This window comes from Amedibacillus sp. YH-ame10 (genome assembly GCF_053848885.1).
Genome location: NZ_JBSPFA010000042.1, coordinates 1 through 22,225, shown reverse-complemented (window position 1 = coordinate 22,225; position 22,225 = coordinate 1). Strand labels below are relative to the sequence as shown.

23 protein-coding genes and 2 tRNA genes are annotated in these 22,225 nt (G+C 33.1%); 8 read left to right on the top strand and 17 right to left on the bottom strand.

Going from position 1 to position 22,225, the window contains the following annotated elements; translation table 11 throughout:
* Window positions 1–158: 158 nt before the first annotated feature.
* Window positions 159–1,319 carry a 3-phosphoglycerate dehydrogenase family protein gene (locus ACWG42_RS13765; protein ID WP_455793136.1) on the bottom strand — a complete coding sequence of 387 codons (1,161 nt, stop codon included), beginning with the start codon at window positions 1,317–1,319 and terminating at the stop codon, window positions 159–161.
* A gap of 18 nt (window positions 1,320–1,337) precedes the next feature.
* Window positions 1,338–2,423: a 3-phosphoserine/phosphohydroxythreonine transaminase gene (gene serC, locus ACWG42_RS13760; RefSeq protein ID WP_455793135.1), complete on the bottom strand. Its 1,086-nt coding sequence runs from the start codon at window positions 2,421–2,423 to the stop codon at window positions 1,338–1,340.
* 231 nt (window positions 2,424–2,654) lie between these two features.
* On the opposite strand from serC, the gene ACWG42_RS13755 reads away from it, so the two are divergent.
* Window positions 2,655–3,536 (top strand): LysR substrate-binding domain-containing protein, encoded by an 882-nt coding sequence (locus tag ACWG42_RS13755; protein WP_455793134.1) that lies wholly within the window; start codon window positions 2,655–2,657, stop codon window positions 3,534–3,536.
* On the opposite strand, the gene ACWG42_RS13750 is transcribed toward ACWG42_RS13755, so the two are convergent.
* Both ACWG42_RS13750 and ACWG42_RS13745 read right to left on the bottom strand, forming a co-directional pair.
* A complete protein-coding gene (locus tag ACWG42_RS13750; protein WP_455793133.1) occupies window positions 3,533–3,862 on the bottom strand; it encodes a branched-chain amino acid transporter permease in 330 nt (109 codons plus the stop codon). The genes ACWG42_RS13755 and ACWG42_RS13750 overlap by 4 nt on opposite strands.
* A complete protein-coding gene (locus ACWG42_RS13745; RefSeq protein ID WP_455793132.1) occupies window positions 3,859–4,548 on the bottom strand; it encodes an AzlC family ABC transporter permease in 690 nt (229 codons plus the stop codon). The genes ACWG42_RS13750 and ACWG42_RS13745 overlap by 4 nt, the downstream gene beginning before the upstream one ends.
* Window positions 4,549–4,687: 139 nt before the next feature.
* Here ACWG42_RS13745 and ACWG42_RS13740 point away from each other — a divergent pair.
* Window positions 4,688–4,763, top strand: a tRNA-Ala gene (locus ACWG42_RS13740).
* Between the two features lie 55 nt (window positions 4,764–4,818).
* On the opposite strand, the gene ACWG42_RS13735 is transcribed toward ACWG42_RS13740, so the two are convergent.
* The 11 genes from ACWG42_RS13735 to gltX all read right to left on the bottom strand — a co-directional run bounded on the left by ACWG42_RS13735 (window position 4,819) and on the right by gltX (window position 17,015).
* Complete coding sequence (locus ACWG42_RS13735) at window positions 4,819–5,871, bottom strand: ABC transporter ATP-binding protein (RefSeq protein WP_455793131.1); 1,053 nt, start codon at window positions 5,869–5,871, stop codon at window positions 4,819–4,821.
* A gap of 716 nt (window positions 5,872–6,587) precedes the next feature.
* Entirely contained in the window at window positions 6,588–7,856 is a 1,269-nt protein-coding gene (locus ACWG42_RS13730) for a hypothetical protein (protein ID WP_455793130.1), read from the bottom strand.
* Window positions 7,857–8,035: 179 nt separating this feature from the next.
* On the bottom strand, window positions 8,036–8,848 hold the full coding sequence (locus ACWG42_RS13725) for a hypothetical protein (RefSeq protein ID WP_455793129.1): 813 nt from the start codon (window positions 8,846–8,848) through the stop codon (window positions 8,036–8,038).
* 61 nt (window positions 8,849–8,909) lie between these two features.
* Window positions 8,910–9,518 (bottom strand): CpXC domain-containing protein, encoded by a 609-nt coding sequence (locus tag ACWG42_RS13720; protein ID WP_455793128.1) that lies wholly within the window; start codon window positions 9,516–9,518, stop codon window positions 8,910–8,912.
* 95 nt (window positions 9,519–9,613) lie between these two features.
* Window positions 9,614–10,582: an Rpn family recombination-promoting nuclease/putative transposase gene (locus ACWG42_RS13715; RefSeq protein WP_455793127.1), complete on the bottom strand. Its 969-nt coding sequence runs from the start codon at window positions 10,580–10,582 to the stop codon at window positions 9,614–9,616.
* 113 nt (window positions 10,583–10,695) lie between these two features.
* The gene (locus tag ACWG42_RS13710; protein WP_455793126.1) at window positions 10,696–12,489 is read right to left on the bottom strand and encodes an aminopeptidase P family protein; all 1,794 of its coding nucleotides are present in this window, start codon (window positions 12,487–12,489) and stop codon (window positions 10,696–10,698) included.
* 310 nt (window positions 12,490–12,799) lie between these two features.
* A complete protein-coding gene (locus ACWG42_RS13705) occupies window positions 12,800–13,435 on the bottom strand; it encodes a signal peptidase I (protein WP_455793125.1) in 636 nt (211 codons plus the stop codon).
* Between the two features lie 81 nt (window positions 13,436–13,516).
* Window positions 13,517–13,987 carry a hypothetical protein gene (locus ACWG42_RS13700; protein ID WP_455793124.1) on the bottom strand — a complete coding sequence of 157 codons (471 nt, stop codon included), beginning with the start codon at window positions 13,985–13,987 and terminating at the stop codon, window positions 13,517–13,519.
* 135 nt (window positions 13,988–14,122) lie between these two features.
* Entirely contained in the window at window positions 14,123–15,040 is a 918-nt protein-coding gene (locus ACWG42_RS13695; protein WP_455793123.1) for a LysR family transcriptional regulator, read from the bottom strand.
* Between the two features lie 10 nt (window positions 15,041–15,050).
* Window positions 15,051–15,488, bottom strand: coding sequence for a PaaI family thioesterase (locus tag ACWG42_RS13690; protein ID WP_455793122.1), 438 nt, complete (start codon window positions 15,486–15,488; stop codon window positions 15,051–15,053).
* A 72-nt stretch (window positions 15,489–15,560) separates the two neighbouring features.
* Complete coding sequence (gene gltX, locus ACWG42_RS13685; protein ID WP_455793121.1) at window positions 15,561–17,015, bottom strand: glutamate--tRNA ligase; 1,455 nt, start codon at window positions 17,013–17,015, stop codon at window positions 15,561–15,563.
* Between the two features lie 148 nt (window positions 17,016–17,163).
* On the opposite strand from gltX, the gene ACWG42_RS13680 reads away from it, so the two are divergent.
* The 4 genes from ACWG42_RS13680 (at window position 17,164) to ACWG42_RS13665 (ending at window position 19,247) form a co-directional block, all read left to right on the top strand.
* Window positions 17,164–17,239 (top strand) — tRNA-Gln (locus ACWG42_RS13680).
* Window positions 17,240–17,396: 157 nt separating this feature from the next.
* Window positions 17,397–18,329: a UDP-N-acetylmuramate dehydrogenase gene (gene murB, locus ACWG42_RS13675; protein ID WP_455793120.1), complete on the top strand. Its 933-nt coding sequence runs from the start codon at window positions 17,397–17,399 to the stop codon at window positions 18,327–18,329.
* Between the two features lie 56 nt (window positions 18,330–18,385).
* Window positions 18,386–18,559: a rubredoxin gene (locus tag ACWG42_RS13670; RefSeq protein ID WP_455793119.1), complete on the top strand. Its 174-nt coding sequence runs from the start codon at window positions 18,386–18,388 to the stop codon at window positions 18,557–18,559.
* A 247-nt stretch (window positions 18,560–18,806) separates the two neighbouring features.
* The gene (locus ACWG42_RS13665; protein WP_455793118.1) at window positions 18,807–19,247 is read left to right on the top strand and encodes a hypothetical protein; all 441 of its coding nucleotides are present in this window, start codon (window positions 18,807–18,809) and stop codon (window positions 19,245–19,247) included.
* A 56-nt stretch (window positions 19,248–19,303) separates the two neighbouring features.
* On the opposite strand, the gene ACWG42_RS13660 is transcribed toward ACWG42_RS13665, so the two are convergent.
* Together ACWG42_RS13660 and ACWG42_RS13655 are read right to left on the bottom strand one after the other, a co-directional pair.
* Window positions 19,304–19,888, bottom strand: a complete 585-nt coding sequence (locus ACWG42_RS13660; RefSeq protein ID WP_455793117.1) for a hypothetical protein — start codon at window positions 19,886–19,888, stop codon at window positions 19,304–19,306.
* Window positions 19,889–19,997: 109 nt separating this feature from the next.
* Complete coding sequence (locus tag ACWG42_RS13655) at window positions 19,998–20,867, bottom strand: LysR family transcriptional regulator (RefSeq protein WP_455793116.1); 870 nt, start codon at window positions 20,865–20,867, stop codon at window positions 19,998–20,000.
* Between the two features lie 100 nt (window positions 20,868–20,967).
* Here ACWG42_RS13655 and ACWG42_RS13650 point away from each other — a divergent pair, with 100 nt between their 5' ends.
* Together ACWG42_RS13650 and ACWG42_RS13645 are read left to right on the top strand one after the other, a co-directional pair.
* Window positions 20,968–21,537, top strand: coding sequence for a chromate transporter (locus ACWG42_RS13650; protein ID WP_455793115.1), 570 nt, complete (start codon window positions 20,968–20,970; stop codon window positions 21,535–21,537).
* Window positions 21,534–22,094: a chromate transporter gene (locus tag ACWG42_RS13645; protein ID WP_455793114.1), complete on the top strand. Its 561-nt coding sequence runs from the start codon at window positions 21,534–21,536 to the stop codon at window positions 22,092–22,094. Before ACWG42_RS13650 ends, ACWG42_RS13645 begins: the two co-directional genes overlap by 4 nt.
* Window positions 22,095–22,225 lie beyond the last annotated feature (131 nt).

Sequence of the window (22,225 nt, the reverse complement as noted above, 5' to 3'; positions counted from 1 at the left end):
GAGAATCAAAAGTAAAAACTTGTCGTGTCCTTCTTTGGCTCTTCTTAGAGCCTTTTCGTCATGTTTTTTTCGTTTTCTCTCATTTCCACTTAAATTATGCAAGTTCCTAATAGATAAAAAAACCAGTACCTATTACATTAGATACTGGCTATCCCTAATTACGCAACAATAAGACGTGCGCTGATGATACCTTCTCTTTCGTGAATTCGATCAATCAACTCATTGCTTACTTCATCGTTTGTTTCCAATATTGTATATGCATAATCTCCACGTCCCTTACTGAACATGTTTTCAATATTCACTCCAACTTTTGCCAAGTTAGAAGTCATAGAGCTTAACATATCAGGGATGTTACGGTTGATAATACAAATACGGTATTTCGCACCTTGTGCCATTTGTACATCTGGAAGATTTACAGAATGTGTAATATTCCCTGTTTCCAAGAATTCCATAATTTCCTTTGCAGCCATAACAGCACAGTTGTCTTCACTTTCAGGAGTAGAAGCCCCTAAATGAGGAATCCCGATTACATTATCAAACTTCAACAATTCCTTTGAAGGGAAATCTGTAATATAAGCACCAATTTTTCCTGCCTCTAATGCTTTAATCATCGCATCATCATCGATTAGACCACCACGTGCAAAGTTCAATACACGTACGCCTTCTTTCATACTTTCAATACCTTGTGCATCTACAATGTTCTTCGTCTTGTCATTATATGGTACATGCACTGTAATATAATCGCATTCTTCAAAGATCTGTTTTAAGTCTTTGACATGATGAACGCGTGCTTTTAAAGTCCAAGCTGCTTGTACAGAAACATATGGATCATATCCATACACATCCATATCTAATGCTGCTGCGGCATTTGCCACAAGAACACCGATTGCCCCTAACCCAATAACTCCAAGTTTTTTACCTGCAATTTCAGGTCCTACAAAGTTGCTTTTACCTTTTTCAACAACTTTACTCATATCATCTTCTTTGATGGTATGAACCCATTCAATACCTTTCGTAATTTTACGAGAAGACATCAATAAGGCCGCAATTACTAATTCCTTAACTGCATTTGCATTTGCCCCTGGAGTATTAAAGACAACGATTCCTTGTTCACTACATTTATCCAAAGGAATGTTATTCACGCCTGCTCCAGCTCTTGCAATACATTTTAAATCTTTAGGGAATTCTACATCATGAAGCTTTGCACTACGTACTAAAACAGCATCATAATTTTCGAATTCTTCAGAAAATTCATATTTATCTTTATCGAATTGATTGATTCCAATATCCGCAATCTTATTAAATAACTTTACTTTCATATATTCTCCCTTTATCTACTATTTATGTTCTGCTTCAAATTTCTTCATAAAATCGATTAACGTATCAATACCTTCTACTGGCATTGCATTATAGATAGATGCACGCATACCACCTACTGCACGATGACCTTTTAAATTGCTCATTCCAGCAGCTGCACTTTCTTTCGCAAACAATGCATCCAATTCTTCATTGGCTGTACGGAATGTTACATTCATTAAAGAACGAGCATCTTTATCCGCAGCTGGTTTATAGAACGTAGAACTGTCTAAGAAATCATATAAACGTTTTGCTTTTTGTTCATTATGTTTTGCCATGGCTTCTAATCCACCCATGTTTTCAATCCATTCTAATACGAGTCCTAAAATATAGATTGCATACGTAGGAGGCGTATTATACATAGAATCTTTCTCTGCCATTGTTTTATAATCTAACATTACAGGGACATTCTCTTTCGCAAATCCTAGTAAGTCTTCACGAATAATGACAACTGTCAACCCTGCACACCCCATATTCTTTTGTGCACCAGCAAAAATAACTCCATACTTACTTACATCTACTGGACGACTTAGGATATCACTAGACATATCCGCTACGATTGGTACTCCATTTGTTTCTGGAACATAATTCCATTCTGTTCCATAAATTGTATTGTTTGAACATAGATATACATAGTCTGCTTCAGGATCTAAAGATAACTCTTCCTGTGCTGGAATATACGTATGATTTCTATCCTTGCTAGATGCGGCAACATGAATTTCTCCAAATTTACATGCTTCCTTATAGGCATTGTTCGCAAAGTTTCCTGTCACGATATAATCGGCTTTTCCAGTTTTCATAAGATTTAAAGGAACCATTGCAAATTGCATGGAAGCTCCTCCTTGTAAAAATAATACCTTATAGTTTTCTGGTATATTCATTAGTTTACGTAATTTTGCCTGTGTTTCTACAATAATCTGATCATATACTTTGGAACGATGACTCATCTCCATGACCGACATACCACTGCCCTCGTAGTTTAACATTTGCGATTGTGCTTTTTGTAACACCTCCAGTGGCAGCATGCTTGGACCTGCTGAAAAGTTGAAAATTCTGTTTTCGGCCATAAATATTGGCACCTTCCTTTCTTCGATAACAATTTATGTTATTAGTTAGTATTATAGCACAAATGAAATAAAATGAAAGCAACTTTGAAATAATTTGTAAACAAAAATGTAACAGTTTTACATACGAAGACATTCTGTGTACATATGTTCACAAAATGTAGACACAACTAAAATTTTTCTATCCTCGCAAAACGTGTTATACTTACAACATATAGAATAGGAGTGAGTTTTATGCTAGATTTTCGTATCTACACTTTTATTGCATTATCAAAAACGTTGAACTACACGAAAGCCGCAGAACAATTATGTATGAGCCAACCTGCTGTAACTCAACACATTCAATATCTTGAAAATCTTTATCAAGTAAAATTATTCACACATGAAAACAAACAATTACGTCTTAGCAAACAAGGAGAGCTCCTTTTAAAATATAGTTTACGCTTTGCAAGTGATGAAAACAAACTTAAGGAAATTATGTGCAGTGGAAAAGACCATATGGATCATATACGCATTGGCGCAACTAGAACCATTGGAGAATTTATCCTTCCAAATAAGTTTACAACCCTATTAGATAATCATCCTGATACATCGATCTCTATGCTTGTTGAAAACACAAGTACACTTTTAGACATGCTCAACAATGGACAAATCGATTTTGCCTTTGTAGAAGGTTACTTTAAGAAAAACGACTATACCTATCACCTTCTATCCAAACAACGCTTCATTCCAATTAAATCGAAAGACTATCCACTTTCCAACTCCATATGTAAACTAGAAGAACTCTTACATGAAACACTTATCATACGTGAATGCGGTTCTGGTACTAGAGAAATCCTAGAGCGTGTTTTAGATGAACAAAACTTAACAATCACAGACTTTAAAAACACCTTAGAAATTGGCAACATCCATGCGATTAAAGAACTCATCAAACAAAAACAAGGAATCACGTTTCTTTATGAAGCAGCTGTATTAGAAGAATTAAAAAACGGACAATTTGAAATCATCCCTCTTGATGATTTTCAAATTACCCGTGAATTCAATTTCATTACATTAAAAAATAGTATCTTTACGGATTTCTATACTTCATTCTTACTAGATTTAAAAGAGTCCTAGAGAAATATAAACTGCACCATAATCATATAACAAAACGTTCCCCCTACAATACTAATGATATTATTGCGTTTCCATACATGTAAGATACCTACAATCAGTATTCCTAGCACTTCAGGTATTCCATAGGGATATTTCAAAAATGTAGTTGAACGTATACAATAAAGAACCAAACAAAACATAATCGCCATAGGCAATACTCTTCCCAAGTACAATATTATATTTGGGATTTTTTTCGCATCTTTAAACACAAGAAACGGCAATGCCCTTGTAAGAAACGTACACGCAACTACTACCCCAATCACACTTAATGTTTCCCAAGTTGTCATAGCGCTTCTCCCCCTTCTACGTTCTTCCTAAATATAATTAACAATACAACAAGCAGAATAAGTGCAGGCAATAAAAAGTTCTCTAATCCAAAACAAACAGCACTTACACCCACTGCAATCAAAGCACACACGATTGATACATGTCGCTTCGCTGCTATCCACTGTTCTATTAAGATAACCGTAAATAACGCAGTCATCGCAAAATCAATCCCTTTGGTTTGAAAAGTTATCAACATCCCTAGCGTCGCTCCAATAACAGAGCCTAACACCCAATACGCCTGATCAAACAAAGCAATCAAAAACATAAGACGCTTTCCTCGCTCTTCTTCCCTATTTGAAATACTACATAATAAAGAATAGGTTTCATCAGTCAACGAGAAAATCATATACCATTTCTTTTTCCCCATCCTAGAAAAATCATTCAAGAATGATAATCCATAAAATATTTGTCTTGCGTTTACTGATAAAGTCACAATCGCAACTTCAAGAAGTGAAACACCTGAATGAAGATATGTTAATAATACAAACTGCATACTCCCAGCATATACACTAAAGCTAATCAAGAATGCCCAAATCCATGAATACCCCTGTTTTTCACACAACAATCCAAACGCAATCCCTAAAAATATGTACCCAACCATTACTGGAAAGGACAAGCGCAACGCTTCTTTGATATCCCTTAACATTCTATTCTCACCTCATTTTTTGTATTATTGTAAAGCATTTCACCTTATTTGACAATGTCCCATCTAAAATGTTATGAAAATAATAAAAGGGGAATTGACAATGATGACCCCCTTATGGTATATTTAATTAGCACTAAATGGGGTTTTAGCTCAGCTGGGAGAGCACCTGCCTTGCACGCAGGGGGTCATCGGTTCGATCCCGATAAGCTCCACCATATTAGTACACAAAAGATTTCGAAGGGCATGTCGCTTATCGAAATCTTTTTTTATTTATTCGGGTATGAATCGCTCTTGTGTAGACGCATAAAAGTAAAATGCATCTTGAACACGAAAGTTAAAGTTCACCACATCCCCACATCTCAACCCATCAGACAAAGCCCCCTTCATCATAAGAAGTTGATCCTCCCACTCGATATGATAATATAACTCATCTCCTAAATTCTCTACAAGGACAATCTGACCAAGATACCCATGATCTATATCCATGAACAGATGTTCAGGCCTCACACCAATGATAATCTGCTCATCAAGCACACCCCTTGCTTCACAAAGCACGCTTTCCTTAAAAACTACTTGTTGATTATGAACACTTGCCTTAAACTGATTGATTTCATATTTTCCCAAAAAAGACGCCGTAAACAAATTCTTAGGATGATGATAAATATCCAAAGGCGTTCCCACTTGTTGAAACTTCCCATCCTTCATCACAATCAATATATCTGCCATTGTCATAGCCTCTATTTGATCATGTGTTACATATAGAAATGTCGCATCCATTTTTTGATACAACATCGCAATTTCAATTCTTAGTTGAGATTTCAATCTCGCATCCAATGCACTTAAAGGCTCATCCATTAAGAATACTTTAGGACGCCTAACCAAAGCTCTTGCGATGGACACCCTTTGCCTTTGACCACTCGATAATGTTTTCGCCTTACGATTCAACAATTCGCTTATATCTACCAAAGCAGCCATTTCTTGTACACGTTCTTGAATAACATCATCTTGCAATCCACTTTGTGCCAACCCAATTTCAATGTTCTCCTGTACACTCATATCTGGAAACAAGGCCGCATCCTGAAAAACCATAGCAATTTCCCTTAATGCTGGAACTCGTTCATCAATACAATTGCCATCAATCATAATACTACCTTTATCACACTTCAAAAATCCCGCAATCATATGGAGTAGAGTAGTCTTCCCACACCCAGATGGCCCAGCTAACACAATAAATGCTTTTTCCTTTATATCCAAGCTTATATCTCTAACCGCTTTTATATTACCATAATTCTTATCTAAATGATTAAGTTGTAATCTCGTCATGAACTCACTCCAATTCATTGTAAGTTTATCATTATTCCTTTCAAATGAAAAGAAAAAGTAACTGCGACAAAAGTCACAGTTACCAACTCTTCCAAACAAAGAGACACAAACTAAATAAGCGTAAATTAGCTTGTCTTAATATAAGCGAGAATAAATACTAAAAGCATTCATATCATAGCGATTGATTATGTTAGAAACTTGGGGATGGTTTTTAACATTTAGTCATCTCATTCTTATACCGCACACTTTGTACCCTATCAGGCAATACCCCTACCTGATGACTACATAATACTCCATATATGAATCATCCACAATAAAATCACCAACAGTTAACGATTTTTCAAAAATCCGTAAATTATCGGTATAATTTACAAAAAATATCAAATATGAATTAATCCTAAAAGAAAAAAACTTCTTGTGGAAGAAGTTGATTTCGAACATTAAATAGTTACATGAATTCCAGTAGCTGAACCAGCCATAGTTACCTCTGCACCAGAAGCTACAACAGCACCAGCCATCAGGCATAAGCCACAAACAGCCGCAATTACAATTTTTTTCATATCGACCAAACTCAATCAATACCATTGACCATATGCATATCATCGTTAACATGCATATCATAAAGGATTATGGACATTTACTCAATAAAATCACAGTTAGTTCATTTTTTTTCAAACATTATGCTTTTATTTATGATTTTATAAAAAAACATCAACTTATTTTTTAATATTTTTCTCTACCAAAGATTCAAACATATGCGTACATTTATAGTGTCCACTTTTATTAACCAATCTTAGAATCTCATAGCGAAACACTTTAATCAAAACTGCATCAGATAGTAATGGTGCAATTTTCTTTAGGATATAGTTTTCTTTCATGAAATCTGGGATACTGTCATCAAAGGTAAAATATTTATACATTAATTTAACATCAGATGGATATTGTGCATATACCTCTTCTTCTACCAATGGAATTTCAATCGATAAATTCAATCGGCTTTGACAATCCGCCATGTATATATAAGAATCTATGAAATCTCTATGTTCGAGTTGTAAAACTTTGTGGTAGCAATTCAATGACTCTTTATACATTTCATGTTGATGATAAACAAATGCAACATTTGTATAATACTCACTTAACTTGATTTGCGGTAATGTGTTTTTTCTAACGATTATTTCAGATTCTCTAATATATTGAAGACATTTCTCAAATTCTAATTCACTGAATAATACGATTGCATAGTTATAAACATCTAACAATCTAATAATTTTCTTTTGTTCTTGGAAATATTTTATCAAATTGTTGATTAAAATCTCCATCTTTTTATAATTACCCATAATATAATAAAAATCAATTAAATTCATTTTCATATATTCATGGCTGCAATTAGTTAAATCAATCTCTTCTACGAGTTGTTTATAAAAATTCTTATCCGCAACGCCATTTGCTTTAATTTTTGTATATACTAAAAATCTGATTATGTCTTTAAAACTTTCTGGCAACGCAAATAATAATTGTTTGTATTTCTCCACGGTAGCATCATCAATCATTATTCTACTACTATAATGATTCTTTACATTTTCAAAAAGCTCTTTTAATTCTGAGTAATAGATATGATCACTCACTTCATTCAATCCCCGTAGAATCCTATTTAACAAAGTAATTATTTTCTTTAAATCATAATCCTCTATCGCTTCATATAACTCTTCCGTTAATCTATAAACTGCTTTATCAATTTCAGGAAATTCATCAAGTTTTAAATCAAACTTATCTAACATTTCAACATAAATTTCTAATGATCTAGATAAACCTCCAGCTTCCATATTCTTCAAAGTGTTTGGGCTACAGATGTCTTTACAAAAGCGTTTCTGTGTCCAGCTGTTCTGTGAATTGTCTCTACGTTCTTCTCGATATATACCAATTAGTCTACCAATGATGCTCAATCTTTCATTGCTAACACTCAGCTTTTCAGTATTCACCTTCATGCGTTATCTCCTTTTTTGCCCTAATAAGAAATATTATAGAGTAAAACTGTAAAAATTTCCATATTTTTACAAATTCAAGAATAAAAAAATCACAAATATATCATATTTAAATATTTTATACATAATATAGGTAACTTAAGCAGCCACTATAAAGAAAACACATACCTAAGATAACCTTACTAGCTCATAAAGATGTGTAAGTTTTCCATAGTATGTGTCACTTTTGATAATAAACGATGTACATAACCGGCTTCTTCAATACTGCCTGGTTTTGTTTGCTTTTGTTGAGGTGTCATGTTCATTGATTTGTAAGTCATAATATCATACAAAAATTGATTAACTAATTGCAATGTAGGGATATACTCCTTGGCTTTTGATATTTCTCCTTGTTTCAAATAAAGTAGAAATGTAACATAGGAATGAAAGGTATCTTGTGTATCATATTTATTTAAGAGTTCTTGACATTGTGTCAAATCTTCAAAATACAAGAAGAGTATATATACATAGTGATGTACAAGAAAATGATCACTAGGGTTTAAATGCAATATTTCTTGAAATTGTTGAAGTGCTTTTTTCATGAAGCCTAACTCAAATAAAGTACATGCATAAGCAAACTTAATATGAAAAAGAGATCTAGATTCTTTCAAGTCATAAAAGTCAGTTACATTTTGCAGGAAGAAATCTTTACCTAGATTAATGGTAGCTAACTCCATACCATTCTTATAAATATCCATTCTTTCATATATATCTTGTGTATATAATCCTAAAGCCATATATCCTTCAATACAATCTGAGCATAACTGAATAGCTTCTGTGGCAATAATGCACTTCGTTACAGGATTGCGAAATTGTTTTAATTCTTCAAGTTTCTTTAAAGCTTGTTCATAGGATGTTTTGTTGGTACTTTTAATAGGATGTTTTTCTTCTAGAAAAGAATCCAGCGTCATCTGAAATGTAATTCCTAAATTTATCGTATCCGTAGTGTGTTTCATATCATTTCCCTCAATTCACGAGTTACATTATAAAACAAGTTATCAAATAAAACAATGTATCTTATTTTATGAAGTTATCAAATACCCACTGTGCATTTACTTCACTGTAATAATCATGTCGCTCTTGTAACATAGTTGATACGAGGCGTAGATATTCATCCATCAAAACCGCAAGCATTTGTTGTTCTTTATTATGTGTCGTTTGAAACCATATCGTTTGTGAACTTGCATCATAATCGAAATAGGTTACACTACATTTCATTTGTCTCTGTTTTTCTAAATGATGAACAAGTTTATATTTTATTATTTCAATACAACGATCATCTAAATCATCTTCAAAGATTCTTATTTTTTCTGCAATATCATTATGATTACTTATATATCGTTTTTTACTAGTAACATCATCCTTATATAAAGCATGATCACTTTCTTTAAAGTCTTTTTTTGATTTGATGTAAAGTACAAATTTGTGGTCTTTGTCAATATATGCTAAAGGATGTATAAATTCGATAAGATTCCCACAACGAGGACATTGAAAAGTAAAAAAAGTGTCATTTAACAACTGTTCTCTACCTTGCATTTCAAAATCTGAGAGAATCAGTGTTTCACTTTTACGATATGTATGAAACATGCACTGTGTACATGTTAGTTCCACTAATATTGATTTCATTTCTATCACCACGATGTTAATTATACTCATAAAATCAAAGAAGTCATTAAAAAAGTGTAGTAACTGCTAGAAAGCTAGTTTACCACACGTTTGTATTATTTGATTTTTTCTTTTAATTCAATTAGTGTTTCACAAGACATAAATACTTTTGTTATTTCTTGTAATTGTTCATAGGTTAATGTAGATAACCAAGTTGTTTCATCTACTTCAAATTTTTGCATAATCAAATTGTCAACTACAGAAAAATACGCTTCCTCTTTGCCTTTACGAGAACCTATTTCAATTCCTTTTTCAATTCCTTTTTCAATTCCCTTTTTCATACCCTGCTCTAGAGCTATTTGAGTTCTTTCTTCTAATTGGTTCTCCGCTCTCATTTCTCCCATTTCAATTGCCATTGCAATGGACCAAAGATCTTCATCATCCTGCATGTGTTGATATTTTTCCATGATTGCTCTCACCAACCTTTCCTCTGACTTCAGTATATCACGATTTCTATTATTTTTAAACAGATAGCAAAGCTGTTCAAATCCACTCATATGTAAGGCTCCCTTTTCTTTCGCAATACGATTGATTACTGGCAAATGAATGAAAATACTTTTTATGAGGGAATCTCCACCCATAGGATATCCACCTTTATTCATTAACTCATATTCATTAATCAAATCTTCATTACATGGGGCTATTGCATCTACAAATACGATTTGATATACATGTTTTAACTTTTTGTAATTATCCCCTTTCCTCAACTGGTTTGATAACATCCTAGTCAAATACAATTGAAATCGTTTATTATCTATTGATCCAATATAAGTTGTCTGCATTTCAATATCATATTCGTTATCCTGTTCATCCTTAACGTGAACATCTAAAACAACTCCTTTTTTACCAATAATCTTGGCATCCAAAATAGGATTTAAAACTTTGCTTTCTTTGGGATGAATGCCTGTGAGTTCTTCGATGATAGAATGTCGAATGAATATTGAAGTCTCATCATCTGCGCTTAACGCATACTTAAAAAATACATCGTTACAAAAATTTACTTCTTTGCTTCTTGTGATCATCATTATGATTCCTCCTTGGAAAGGGTATACCCCTTCCATAGGTATATACGAAATAAATTTCAAAAATCCTAAAAAAAATAACAAGTTTAGCAAATTTGCTCACTTGTTACTTTTTGTTAGATTGCTCTTGTAGCTTCTTTTAACCATTCTTTTTCTGCATCGTTTAAGTATGGTGAAATTTTATTATAAACAGCTTCATGATATTCATTTAACCAATAGATTTCATATTGTGTCAACAACTCTGTATCAATACCATCCAAATCAAATGGTACAAAAGTAATCGTTTCTAAATACATATACTGTCCGTATTCATTCTTCTCACCTTTACGTACAACACATTCATTTTCATGACGTATACCATGTGATCCTTCTACATAAACCCCAGGTTCATTTGATTGTGTCATTCCCTCTTCTAATATACAGCTATCACTACGATCAGAAACAATCTTCCAACGGAAACCATTAGGTCCTTCATGTACATTTAACAGATGTCCAACACCATGTCCTGTTCCACATTTATAATCTAAGTCCATATCCCATAATGGTCCACGAGCTAAGATATCTAAATTAACTCCACGACAACCATGTAAGAAACGTGCTCTCGATAATGCAATATGTCCACGTAGTGCTGCAGTAAAGTGTAAACGTATTTCATCAGAAATAGGACCTAATACAAAGGTACGCGTAATATCCGTAGTTCCTTCTAAATATTGTCCACCACTATCAACTAACAACAATCCTTCAGGTTGTAACATTACATCACTTTCAGGAGTAGCGCTATAATGCATCATCGCCGCATGTTCTTTATAAGCCGAAATAGTATCAAAGCTTACATCCAAGAAATTTTCTTGTTGTGCACGTAATTCTCTTAGATAATCACTCGCACTAATTTCGCTCATTTCCATCTTCCCAACATTCGTCTTTAACCAATACATGAATTTTGTCATCGCAACTCCATCACGTATATGTGCAATTTTATTATTCTCTAATTCTACCGGGTTCTTAATTGCTTTCATCATTTGGGATGGATTTGTACAATCCACAAGTTTGATATCTTTCTTTAAATTCTGTGTAATCGCATAGTTCACAAAACCACTATCCAATAAAATAGCACTATCTTCTTCTATCGTTTTCACAAACTCATAAACGGCATCATAATCCTTCACAATAATGTTATTAGCTTTAAATTCTTTACACAATTCATCCGTTAGCTTATCAGCATCAATAAAAAGATAGTTTTCATTGTGCGTTAACACAAGATAAGATAGTGCGACTGGATAACATTCTATATCTCCACCACGCATATTTAATATCCATGCTATATCATCCAATGAAGTTATGATATGATGTGTCGCTTGTTTTTGTTTCATCTCTTCACGAATTTCTTTTAACTTATCACCAACACTTTTCCCACTAAATGCTTCTGTTAAGAAGAAAGCTTTTGCATTCGGTAATGTAGGGCGATCTTTCCAAATCATATTTACTAAATCTTCATCATAAGAAACACCAACTTCTTTTTCTTTTAACTTACCTAAGATTGCCTTAGTTAACTTTGTATTCATTACTCTTCCATCAAAACCAAATACTTCTTTTTCTTTCATATGATCATAAATATATTGTGCAATGGTTGGAACGCCTTCTTCTCCTTGGCGCATCAATTCGATTGTTGAATCTTCAAGCTGCTTAGCTGCTTGAATAAAGTAACGGCCATCTGTCCATAATGCTGCACAGTCTTTACAAACTACCAAAGTACCAGCAGAACCACTAAATCCAGACATATAATATCTTGCCTTAAAATACTCCCCTACATATTCTGTTTCATGAAAATCAGAAGTAGGAATCATATACACACTGATATTTCTTTCATTCATTAAACGTCTTAATTCTTTTAATTTTTCTATAATTGTCATATATACCTCCAAATAAAAAATATCCATAAACATTGTACTCTAAAAACCTGTTTATGGATATATCTTTTCTTCAAATCTTCACAAAGAATCATCCTTTTTCATATCGTGGAACCTTACAAAGGATTCAAAGATACTAAATCTATATGATGAAGTTAATTCCACCTTCAATAAATGCTTTTGTGCTTCATGAGTTTGTTTATCTTTATTAGCTTGTATCTTACAGGACTTTCTTACTATATGCATAGATTTCTTTATAACTTAGGTAGAAGTATCCTTTTGAAGATACTCAAACAACTTTACAAACAGCTTCCTATTGTTCCTCTATTTGTTCTTCTTTATGAATATCTTTTGTCTCTATCTCTTCCTTTTCCTTAGAAGTATTAACAATATTTTTTTTCTTATTGTTCTTTTTTTCTTTATCCTTTTCTTCCCACCGAGCTTTGATTAACTTATTCACACACCAGACTACAAATAATTCTGCATACATCAAAAAGCCAAACTTACTCTGCAAAAACAAAACAAGTTTCCCTACATATGGTATATGAAAAACATATGTTCCAATAATATCCTCACGCTTTGTTTCATACACATCTAATTCATCTGAAGATTCTGGATTGGTACGATAACACCATTCTCCTTTATCATTTTGTTCCATCTTATTAAAATGATGGGTGATCAATATTTCTTCTCCAAACCTATTTGCATTGAAGGTAATAATATCACCCTTTTTCAAATCTAAATTATCTTTTACATCCACAACCTTCGTGAATACCAATGAATTTGTAGGAATTCGCGGTTCCATACTATTCGTTAAAACAGAATACATTCGAAATCCAATGAAGTCTGCGGTTTCTTTTGGATGTAGCTGCATAGATATAATAAAAGTTACCAAGGATACTATAGCAAGCAAAAAAATAAGATGAGTAATTTTCTTTAATAGTCTCATAGCATCCCTTCTTTCATAGAAATTGTATAAGATTATAAAGCCTTTTACAACAAGCTTTTAAAAAACCGTCATGAGACGGTTTTATTTAGCATCTAATTCTGCACCGATTGTTACGTTAACAATTTTCCCTTTATGTTTTGCATCCTTTGGAGTTACTTCTATAGTGTACGTATTATCTCCATTAGCTATCTCATCATCAATGTTGTTTGTTAAACTAGTTGCACCATCTTTGATTTCAATATTAAAATCCGTTGTTATATTTGTATCGGAATCATCTTTAATAGTTGGTGTAAACGTAACTTTGTTTGCACGCTGATCTGTTTCAATGTTAAATGTTAGAGTAGATGTATACTTTGGTGCATCATTTGTAATTCCAGATAATGAAGTTGGTACAAATGCTGATAATGTGCCTGCATCAATATTAATTGCTTTATTAATTGTCAATGTAGCTGTTGCTTCAGCTTGGGTTGTATCCCAAACTGCATATGTTCCTGCTGAAGTCGCAACGATTGCACCTGCTGTCAATAATGATAATAATGATGTTTTTTTCATATTATGTTCTCCTTTTGGTAATATATTTTAATATTATATATTTACCCCTTTTTCTTTACACTTACATTTTAATGCTAAAATGAAAATTTGTGTAATACTTATACCTAGAGAACTGGTTATACGTAAAATGTATAACTAAATATTAAAGTAATCCTTGTATATCAAATCCAAGAAAACTTCCGCAGGAGGAGATAATAATTCTCTCTTACGTTTTATGATAACAAAATATTTCACAATATCACTATTCTTCAAAACCATAGAGTGTATATTAGAAGACTTTAACTCATTTATCTGCCATTTGTGACCAAGGATAAAAGAATCCGTATTATGTAACATCTTTATAATCGCATGATAGTTGCTCATTGTAATAGACTTTGTTAAATTTGCAATGCGCACATCATCTACTTCTAATGTGCGATTTAAATTGGAAATGAAATCATATGGTAGATGAATATAGATATGTTCTGGTAAATCCTTGGCATCTACATCCTTATCTGCAGCTAAACTACTTTTTTTATAGGCATGAACATACAAAGGACTTTCTCCATGAATATTTAATTCCAGATCCTTTAATTCTGCCATTCTTCGAAATATTTTTAATTGATAATCGTTTAAAATCGTAATTCCGATTTCAGAAGTACCATCCACTACATTATTCATGACTGCTTCTGCCGTTGTTTCTAGTAGTCTTATTTCTGTTTCTGTTGAACGCATTTTACGATAAAAACGTAAGATAAGATCATCTTTTAAGAAAATAGAATCCACTGATACAGATAATAAACTATATACTACATCTTCATCTACATTCTTTAACCGTTCTAGCACATTGAACTGCCCTAAGATAGATTGCGCATAATTATAGAATGTTTTTCCAGCAGGAGTAAGGCTTACTCCTCTCGATGTACGAATAAGTAATTCTTTTCCCATTTCTTCTTCCAGTGCTTTGATAGACCTACTTAACGTTGGTTGTGTCATATAGAGTTGTTCACTCGCTTTATTGATACTACCAAATTGTACAATGTCCACAAAGTGTTGTAATTGTTCCTTTTTCATCGATTTCTCCTTATGTATGATTGACTGCGTAGGAACCATTTGCACTGGCTACTACATCATCACAATCTTTCACTTTTGCGATTGCTCTTACTTGTACCATACGACTTCCAGCATGATCACAAACCGCTTCAACAATTAATTCATCATGTTCCTTTATAGATTTATTGAAATTGATTGCCATTTGTATGGTAGGCGTAAATGTTCCATCACTAAAGGCATAAGCAGCACATCCCATGCTCATATCTAAGGCAGTACTAATCATTCCTCCATGCATGTTCTTAGTGGGATTCAATTGCCATTTATGTACAGGATAGGATACTGTTACACGTTTCTTTTCTATGTCATAATATAGTATTTTCATATCCATCATGGCGTTTATTGTTCCTTCTTCGCTCCTTCGCAAATCTAGGAAATGTTGTATTTTTTCTTTGATTAGGTTTTCTTCCATATATGTACCTTCTTTTGTTTCTATTATAGCGAAAATGGTAAAAGAAAGCCATACTCTAGGCATGGCTTTCGCTTATTCTTTTTCTAATTTTTCAATTCCAACTTGGATTCTTTTTAATGTTTCTTCTTTTCCAAGAATATGGGCAATTTCAATTGCGCCCCCTGGTGTAAATTGCTTTCCTGTAATCGCTGTACGAACTGGCCATAATACTTGTCCATTCTTCATACCTAGCTTTTCAGGAAGTGCCAATAAAACATCGTGGATGCTTTCTTCTCTAGACCAGTCATTAAGTTCGCTTAATACATCTTTTGCAGCCTGAAGAGCCTGTAAAGCTATCTCATAAGTTGTTTTCATTTTCTTGTGAATATACATTTCATTATCGTAGCTTGGTAACTCATCAATAAAGTCAATACTTTCTGTAATCGTTGCTAATGTATCAGTACGAGGTTGTAAGATACGAGCAACTGCTAACATATCCACTGGTTTATGAATCCCTTCTTCAATGTATGGTTTCGCAATTTCAAAGAATTCTTCTACTGACATTGCACGTAAATACATTCCATTCATCCAAGTAAGCTTATCAATATCAAAGATTGCTGGAGATTTAGAAATACGTTTGATATCAAATACTTTGATCAACTCTTCTAACGTATAAATTTCTTGTTCACTTTCTGGTGCCCATCCTAACAAAGCAATATAATTCAAGATAGCTTGAGGTAAATATCCTTTCGCTACTAAATCTTGAAAGCTAGCATCTCCATTACGTTTACTTAATTTATGTTGTTCATCTTTCATTACTGGAGGTACATGTACATACGTTGGAATGTCCCATCCATAAGATTGATAAATCAAATTGTATTTCGGAGTGGAAGATAAATATTCATTCCCACGTACAACATGAGAAATTTCCATTTGATGATCATCAATGATATTGGCAAAATTATATGTAGGAAATCCATCAGACTTCAACAAAACGGATTCATCTAATGTACTATTATCTACTTCGATTCTTCCATATACTTCATCATCAAAATAGGTCACTCCATCATGTTTAATACTTTGACGCACTACGTAGGTTTCCCCATTCGCAATACGAGTACGTGCTTCTTCAACACTCACATGCTTACAAGGATCATCATATTTAAATGAAATTCCTAAACTCTCAGCTTCTTTTCTTTGTCTTTCAATTTCTTCTTCACCACAGAAACAATAGTGTGCACCACCAAGGTCTACTAATTGATCAGCATATGCTTTATACATTGGTAAACGCTCTGATTGTACATATGGTCCAAACTCACCACCGATATCTGGTCCTTCATCGTGGTGAAGTCCAACTTCTTTCATTGTATTATAAATAATATCTACAGCACCTTCTACAAGACGCTCTTGATCTGTATCCTCAATACGAAGGATAAAATCTCCATTTTCGTGTTTTGCGATCAGATACTCGAACAATGCAGTTCTTAAGTTTCCGATATGCATATATCCTGTAGGGCTTGGCGCAAATCTAGTTCTTATTTTTGTCATAATATTCTTCCTTTCAATACTTTATAATCATATAATAAACAGGGCTGTTTATCAACCTAAAAGAAGTCTTTTTTACCTTGAACTTGCTTAATTTCTATTGACAAGGATATGCGCAATGCTTTATAATATCACATGCTGCACTAAAAATTGGGGTATAGCCAAGCGGTAAGGCACCAGACTCTGAATCTGGCATTTCCTTGGTTCGAATCCAAGTACCCCAGCCAATGTATACACAAAAGTCGAATGGATTCGGCTTTTTTTATATTTTGAACAACACTACACTTTTATTAGGCATTTACATATACTACCATAGTGCACTTATAGCATACTACTAGGAGTATTCATAATACTACGATATCATATAGGAAAGTGAGGATGTCTATGAATTCATTAGAAATGGTATACCAGTATCTAATAGAGAAAAATATAAAGGTGAAACGTAATATCTTACTTGCTTCTTTGACAACGCTACATATTGGAGGTCCAGCAAAACTCCTTGTGGAAGTTTCAAAAGTAAAAGATATAAAAGATACGATAACAGTATGCCAAAAATATGCAGTCCCTTTTTACGTATTAGGGAGAGGAAGTAATGTATTGGCACTTGATGAAGGCTTTCATGGAGTAATTTTGCATATTGCGAATCTTTTTTCAAGTATTACAAAGAATGATGATACGCTTGTAAAAGCAAAAAGTGGTGCCCTTTTAAGAGATGTTAGCAATTTCTGTATAGAGGAACACTTAGGTAACTTTGAATTTGCTTGTGGAATACCTGGTAGTGTTGGTGGAGCTATCATTATGAATGCTGGCGCGTATGATGGTGAAATGAAAGACATTGTAAAGGAAGTAACCTTTTTAAACGAGAAACTAGAAGTCGTGACCTTTACAAATGAAGAACTTGATTTTTCATATCGTCATAGTTACTTTAGTTCTCATTTTGGTATCGTCCTAGAAGTAATCTATGATTTGGTTCCTAGAAATAAAGACCTTATCAAAGAGAAAGTGAAGGATTTAATGAATCGACGTTATGCAATGCAACCAATGGATAAGTATAGTGCAGGAAGTACCTTTCAAAGACCCTTAGGGAATCACGCTTCAAAGCTGATATTTGAAGCAGGGCTAGCTGGCAAACGTATTGGAGATGCTTGCGTATCCAATAAGCATACAGGATTTTTAATCAATGAAAAGGATGCGAGCAGTCAAGACTTTCAAGCGTTAATTACCTATGTACAAGATAAAGTAAAGCAACAAAGTGGATATGAATTAGAATGTGAAATAAAATTTATTATGAATGAGGAATCTTTAAAAATCATTTGACGTGACATAAAACAAAAATATTTAGTATAATACAATCATTATAAAGGAGTGTTCGTATGACAAAGTATATATGTGATATCTGTGGATATGTTTATGATGGTGAAGATTTCTTGAAAGAGGATGATGATTATAAATGTCCCTTGTGCGATCAAGGAAAAGAGGCATTTCATGAAAGAAGTTTTAGTCACGAAGTAAATCTTGCTACGGATGAATATCATCGCAATAAATAGATAAAAGTGCGCATGCGCTTTTTTTTATAGGCTAGTACAAATGAAATATCTTTCTAGCACTTTCTACACAAACTGTAATTTTTATATTTGGATATGTCTTCTTAAATTTTTGTAACACTCTTGGTAAATGACCATTTGCTATGGAACACTTCTTTAAAACCACAAGACAATTTTTTATTTTAGTGCTAGAATGAACATAGAGAAACATCAATATTCTATATTTCTTAGAAAAGAAAGAAGGGGAAACATGAGTAAATATATAGAATTGAGAGTCAAGAAAGTATACGTGGTAATTTGTTGCATTGTATTACTTATCATTAGTGCCATTGGTGGATATTATATTTGGTGTTCTTATCATCCAGATATTTATATTCAAATAAGCGATGGACCTACTGGAAAAGAAGGCATCAAAATGGAAGCCCCTAATATTTCATTTGCAGGACATGGGATTGCCCAACCAGCATCATCTATTGAATTAAATTTACAAGGTATTGTAAGTCAACATGAATTCTTCTGTAATTATATAAAGGATACTTACAAAACATCCGACATAAAATTGAATATTAAGGTAAAAGATGGACAAACCATTCTAAAGTATTCTGGATCCGCAACTACACTTGAAGATGAAGTAATTACGATCGATGAAGAGTTTGCTCTTGATTTTACATTAGACGCGGATATTACCTAATCACAAAAAGATCTTTCGATCTTTTTTTATTTTATCTGTATCCTAGATTGAATTATTCAAATTCGTATTCCAAACCAAGCATACGTATTTTTATTATATACATGTACATAAATCGTTCGATTGGAATTGATCGATATGCGATACTTTTTCATCCCCTCATTATCCGTTCCTTTAATTTCTTCGATTCGTAAATCACTCGTTATCAATTCAATATAGTGATCTTTTAAAATAGTTTCTAACGTAGTTATATCGTTTATTTTTTGGGTAATAAATATAGTTGGTTCTCCATATCTATATTTATATGTTAAAGACTTGATTGGCACTACATAATATAAATCTTTCTTTTCAACTACCTTATAATAGCCTTGCATAGCTGCTATAGGCTGTGATGTGCCAAACATATTTATACTGATTATACAACAAGCAAATGACAATACAAAAAATACAAAAAATATAAATCCAAATAGTATTCTTCTTTTTTTGTTAGGAGTAAAACAAATAAGAGAAATTGTTATTGCTAGAACAAAAATTTGTACGTTTCTAATATTCAGTGATTGATTTATTATCATATCATTGATCATCAAGAATAAACTTAAAGTTATGATAATAACAGAAAGTGCTATTTTATAGACTAATTTCATAAACATTTCTCCTATCGCTCATCCCATCCATTGAGTAAATGATAGCATATAAATCATAAATATTCACAATTTGCTATCTCGATGCTTTAGACAATATAAAGCACTTTTTTTACTGCTGTAGTGTAGATAATAAAGTTTTTAATGGTTCATTTAAAAAGAGTCCTTTATCGTATAAGATATGGTTTTCATTACAGAGTATTTCATTTCTTATGGTTAAGGTGTGCAATTCTTTCCGGAATGGACATGTTTGAATAATGGAATCTGGAAGAATGCTAACTCCTAAATTATGACGAACTGCCTGTAATAGTGCTTGAGAGTTCACACTTGTCCAAAGTGGCTCTATTACCATTTGGTGAAGACGACATGCACTATCAAAGGTATCACGAGCTGCACTTCCCTTTTCACGAAGTAACCATTGATACTTTGTAACTTCATTCCATTCTATCGTATGTTTCTTAGCAAGTGGGTGTTCTTTATGACACAGGATTTGTAAATCATAAGAAGAAAAACGTAATTGTTGCCAATCTTCATTCACAACTACACCCTCCACAAGCGCAAGATCAATCGTATGTTGTTGTAAACGCTGTAAGATTTTACTAGCGCTTTCTACACAAACAACAACTTTTACATTTGGATATATCTTCTTAAATTCCTGTAACACCCTTGGCAAATGATCATTTGCTATGGTAATACTAGAGCCCAAGTGTATAGTGCAGTTTTCTTCTAAGGAAGGTGATATATGAATAAGGTCTTCATAAGAATGTAAGACTCTTTGAACCTTGCTCAGATATGCTTTTCCTATAGCATTTAAATAGATGCGTTTCCCAAAACGATCAAACAATTGTACTTGAAGTTCTTCCTCCAATTCCTTAATTGCTAAGGATACTGCCGGCTGTGTCATATACAACTTTGCAGCTGCTTTTGTAATATTTTCTTCTTCACAAACCTTTTGGAAAATCTGCAACATTTTTATATTCATTAGGATCACCTCTATATATCAATTTTAACATATATTACATAAAATAATATAATTTTATTTATATATAAAGGTAAGTTATAATAATACCGGAGGATAGATTATGAATAAAAAAAGATTTGATTTATATATATGGTTATTTCGTACCAATTTCTTTATTAGTGCGTTTACGTTTGGAGGAGGCTATGTAGTCATCCCTATGATACGTAAGTACTATGTTGAAAAGGCGCATTGTTTTAAAGAAGATGAACTTATGGAAATGGCTGCCATTGCACAATCATCACCAGGTGCGATTGCGATTAACTTATCTGTTTTGGCTGGTTATAAAGTTGCGGGACTTAAGGGTTCTATTTTAAGTGCTTTTGCGGCAGTAATGCCCCCATTGCTCATACTCTCTGTTATCTCTGTAGGTTATGAAGCATTTCGAGACAATATATATATTTCCATGGCTTTGAAAGGTATGCAAGCGGGAGTCGTCGCTTTGATTGTAGATTTTATGATTGATATGTGTGCTACCATCTTTAAAGAACAGCCTCGTTCTATCTATGTACTAGTTCCAATTACCTTTATCGCAAGTTTTATATTTCAAATAAATGTAGCACTTATTTTAATAGTTTCTGTTTTATATTGTATCGCAATACAATATTGGCATAGACAGCGAGATATTGTATGAGTTCACTCTACGAATTACTTATTAGCTTTCTACAAATTGGTCTGTTTAGTATTGGAGGAGGATATGCGACCATTCCTCTTATCCAAGAACAAGTGGTCAATTTGCATGGTTGGTTAACAATGCAAGAATTCACAGATATTATCACGATTTCTCAAATGACACCAGGACCTATTGCTGTGAATACTTCGACCTTTGTTGGGATTCAAATTGCTGGTATACCTGGTGCGATTATCGCAACAATCGGTTGTATCTTTTCTGGTTTTGTAATCTCTATAACGTTATATAAATTCTTTCAGAAGTACCAATCTTCGATCTATGTATACAAAGTTATAAACGGTCTAAAAGCAAGTGCCTGCGGTTTAATTATGGCATGTGCTGGTACTATTTTGTTACTGGCTTTCTGTAATACTTCTTCTTTAACTATAAAAGATATGTCCTTAGATGGTATTGCAGTTCTTATTTTCTGTATTTGTTTTCTTCTACTACGTAAATTTAAGTGGAATCCCATTCTAGTGATTGTAAGTTCTGGTATCATGGGATTGGTATTGTACTTATAAACCAAAAGAAAAGAGGCTGTAACGAAATAGACACATTTGGAAATTCAGATGATGCCTAGGAGGTTACGACCTCTTTTTTTCATATATATGAGTCATATAGGTTAAAATAAGCTCATTAAGCTTAAAAAAGG

Excerpts from the sequence above, each read along its gene's own strand:
- ACWG42_RS13655 (WP_455793116.1), bottom strand. The coding sequence starts at position 20,867 with ATGAATATAAAAATGTTGCAGATTTTCCAAAAGGTTTGTGAAGAAGAA.
- ACWG42_RS13755 (WP_455793134.1), top strand. The coding sequence starts at position 2,655 with ATGCTAGATTTTCGTATCTACACTTTTATTGCATTATCAAAAACGTTG.
- ACWG42_RS13645 (WP_455793114.1), top strand. The coding sequence starts at position 21,534 with ATGAGTTCACTCTACGAATTACTTATTAGCTTTCTACAAATTGGTCTG.
- ACWG42_RS13690 (WP_455793122.1), bottom strand. The coding sequence starts at position 15,488 with ATGGAAGAAAACCTAATCAAAGAAAAAATACAACATTTCCTAGATTTG.
- ACWG42_RS13705 (WP_455793125.1), bottom strand. The coding sequence starts at position 13,435 with ATGAGACTATTAAAGAAAATTACTCATCTTATTTTTTTGCTTGCTATA.
- ACWG42_RS13665 (WP_455793118.1), top strand. The coding sequence starts at position 18,807 with ATGAGTAAATATATAGAATTGAGAGTCAAGAAAGTATACGTGGTAATT.
- ACWG42_RS13650 (WP_455793115.1), top strand. The coding sequence starts at position 20,968 with ATGAATAAAAAAAGATTTGATTTATATATATGGTTATTTCGTACCAAT.
- ACWG42_RS13735 (WP_455793131.1), bottom strand. The coding sequence starts at position 5,871 with ATGACGAGATTACAACTTAATCATTTAGATAAGAATTATGGTAATATA.
- ACWG42_RS13660 (WP_455793117.1), bottom strand. The coding sequence starts at position 19,888 with ATGAAATTAGTCTATAAAATAGCACTTTCTGTTATTATCATAACTTTA.
- ACWG42_RS13710 (WP_455793126.1), bottom strand. The coding sequence starts at position 12,489 with ATGACAATTATAGAAAAATTAAAAGAATTAAGACGTTTAATGAATGAA.
- ACWG42_RS13745 (WP_455793132.1), bottom strand. The coding sequence starts at position 4,548 with ATGTTAAGGGATATCAAAGAAGCGTTGCGCTTGTCCTTTCCAGTAATG.
- ACWG42_RS13715 (WP_455793127.1), bottom strand. The coding sequence starts at position 10,582 with ATGATGATCACAAGAAGCAAAGAAGTAAATTTTTGTAACGATGTATTT.
- ACWG42_RS13720 (WP_455793128.1), bottom strand. The coding sequence starts at position 9,518 with ATGAAATCAATATTAGTGGAACTAACATGTACACAGTGCATGTTTCAT.
- ACWG42_RS13725 (WP_455793129.1), bottom strand. The coding sequence starts at position 8,848 with ATGAAACACACTACGGATACGATAAATTTAGGAATTACATTTCAGATG.
- serC (WP_455793135.1), bottom strand. The coding sequence starts at position 2,423 with ATGGCCGAAAACAGAATTTTCAACTTTTCAGCAGGTCCAAGCATGCTG.
- murB (WP_455793120.1), top strand. The coding sequence starts at position 17,397 with ATGAATTCATTAGAAATGGTATACCAGTATCTAATAGAGAAAAATATA.
- ACWG42_RS13750 (WP_455793133.1), bottom strand. The coding sequence starts at position 3,862 with ATGACAACTTGGGAAACATTAAGTGTGATTGGGGTAGTAGTTGCGTGT.
- ACWG42_RS13730 (WP_455793130.1), bottom strand. The coding sequence starts at position 7,856 with ATGAAGGTGAATACTGAAAAGCTGAGTGTTAGCAATGAAAGATTGAGC.
- ACWG42_RS13700 (WP_455793124.1), bottom strand. The coding sequence starts at position 13,987 with ATGAAAAAAACATCATTATTATCATTATTGACAGCAGGTGCAATCGTT.
- ACWG42_RS13695 (WP_455793123.1), bottom strand. The coding sequence starts at position 15,040 with ATGAAAAAGGAACAATTACAACACTTTGTGGACATTGTACAATTTGGT.
- gltX (WP_455793121.1), bottom strand. The coding sequence starts at position 17,015 with ATGACAAAAATAAGAACTAGATTTGCGCCAAGCCCTACAGGATATATG.
- ACWG42_RS13670 (WP_455793119.1), top strand. The coding sequence starts at position 18,386 with ATGACAAAGTATATATGTGATATCTGTGGATATGTTTATGATGGTGAA.
- ACWG42_RS13765 (WP_455793136.1), bottom strand. The coding sequence starts at position 1,319 with ATGAAAGTAAAGTTATTTAATAAGATTGCGGATATTGGAATCAATCAA.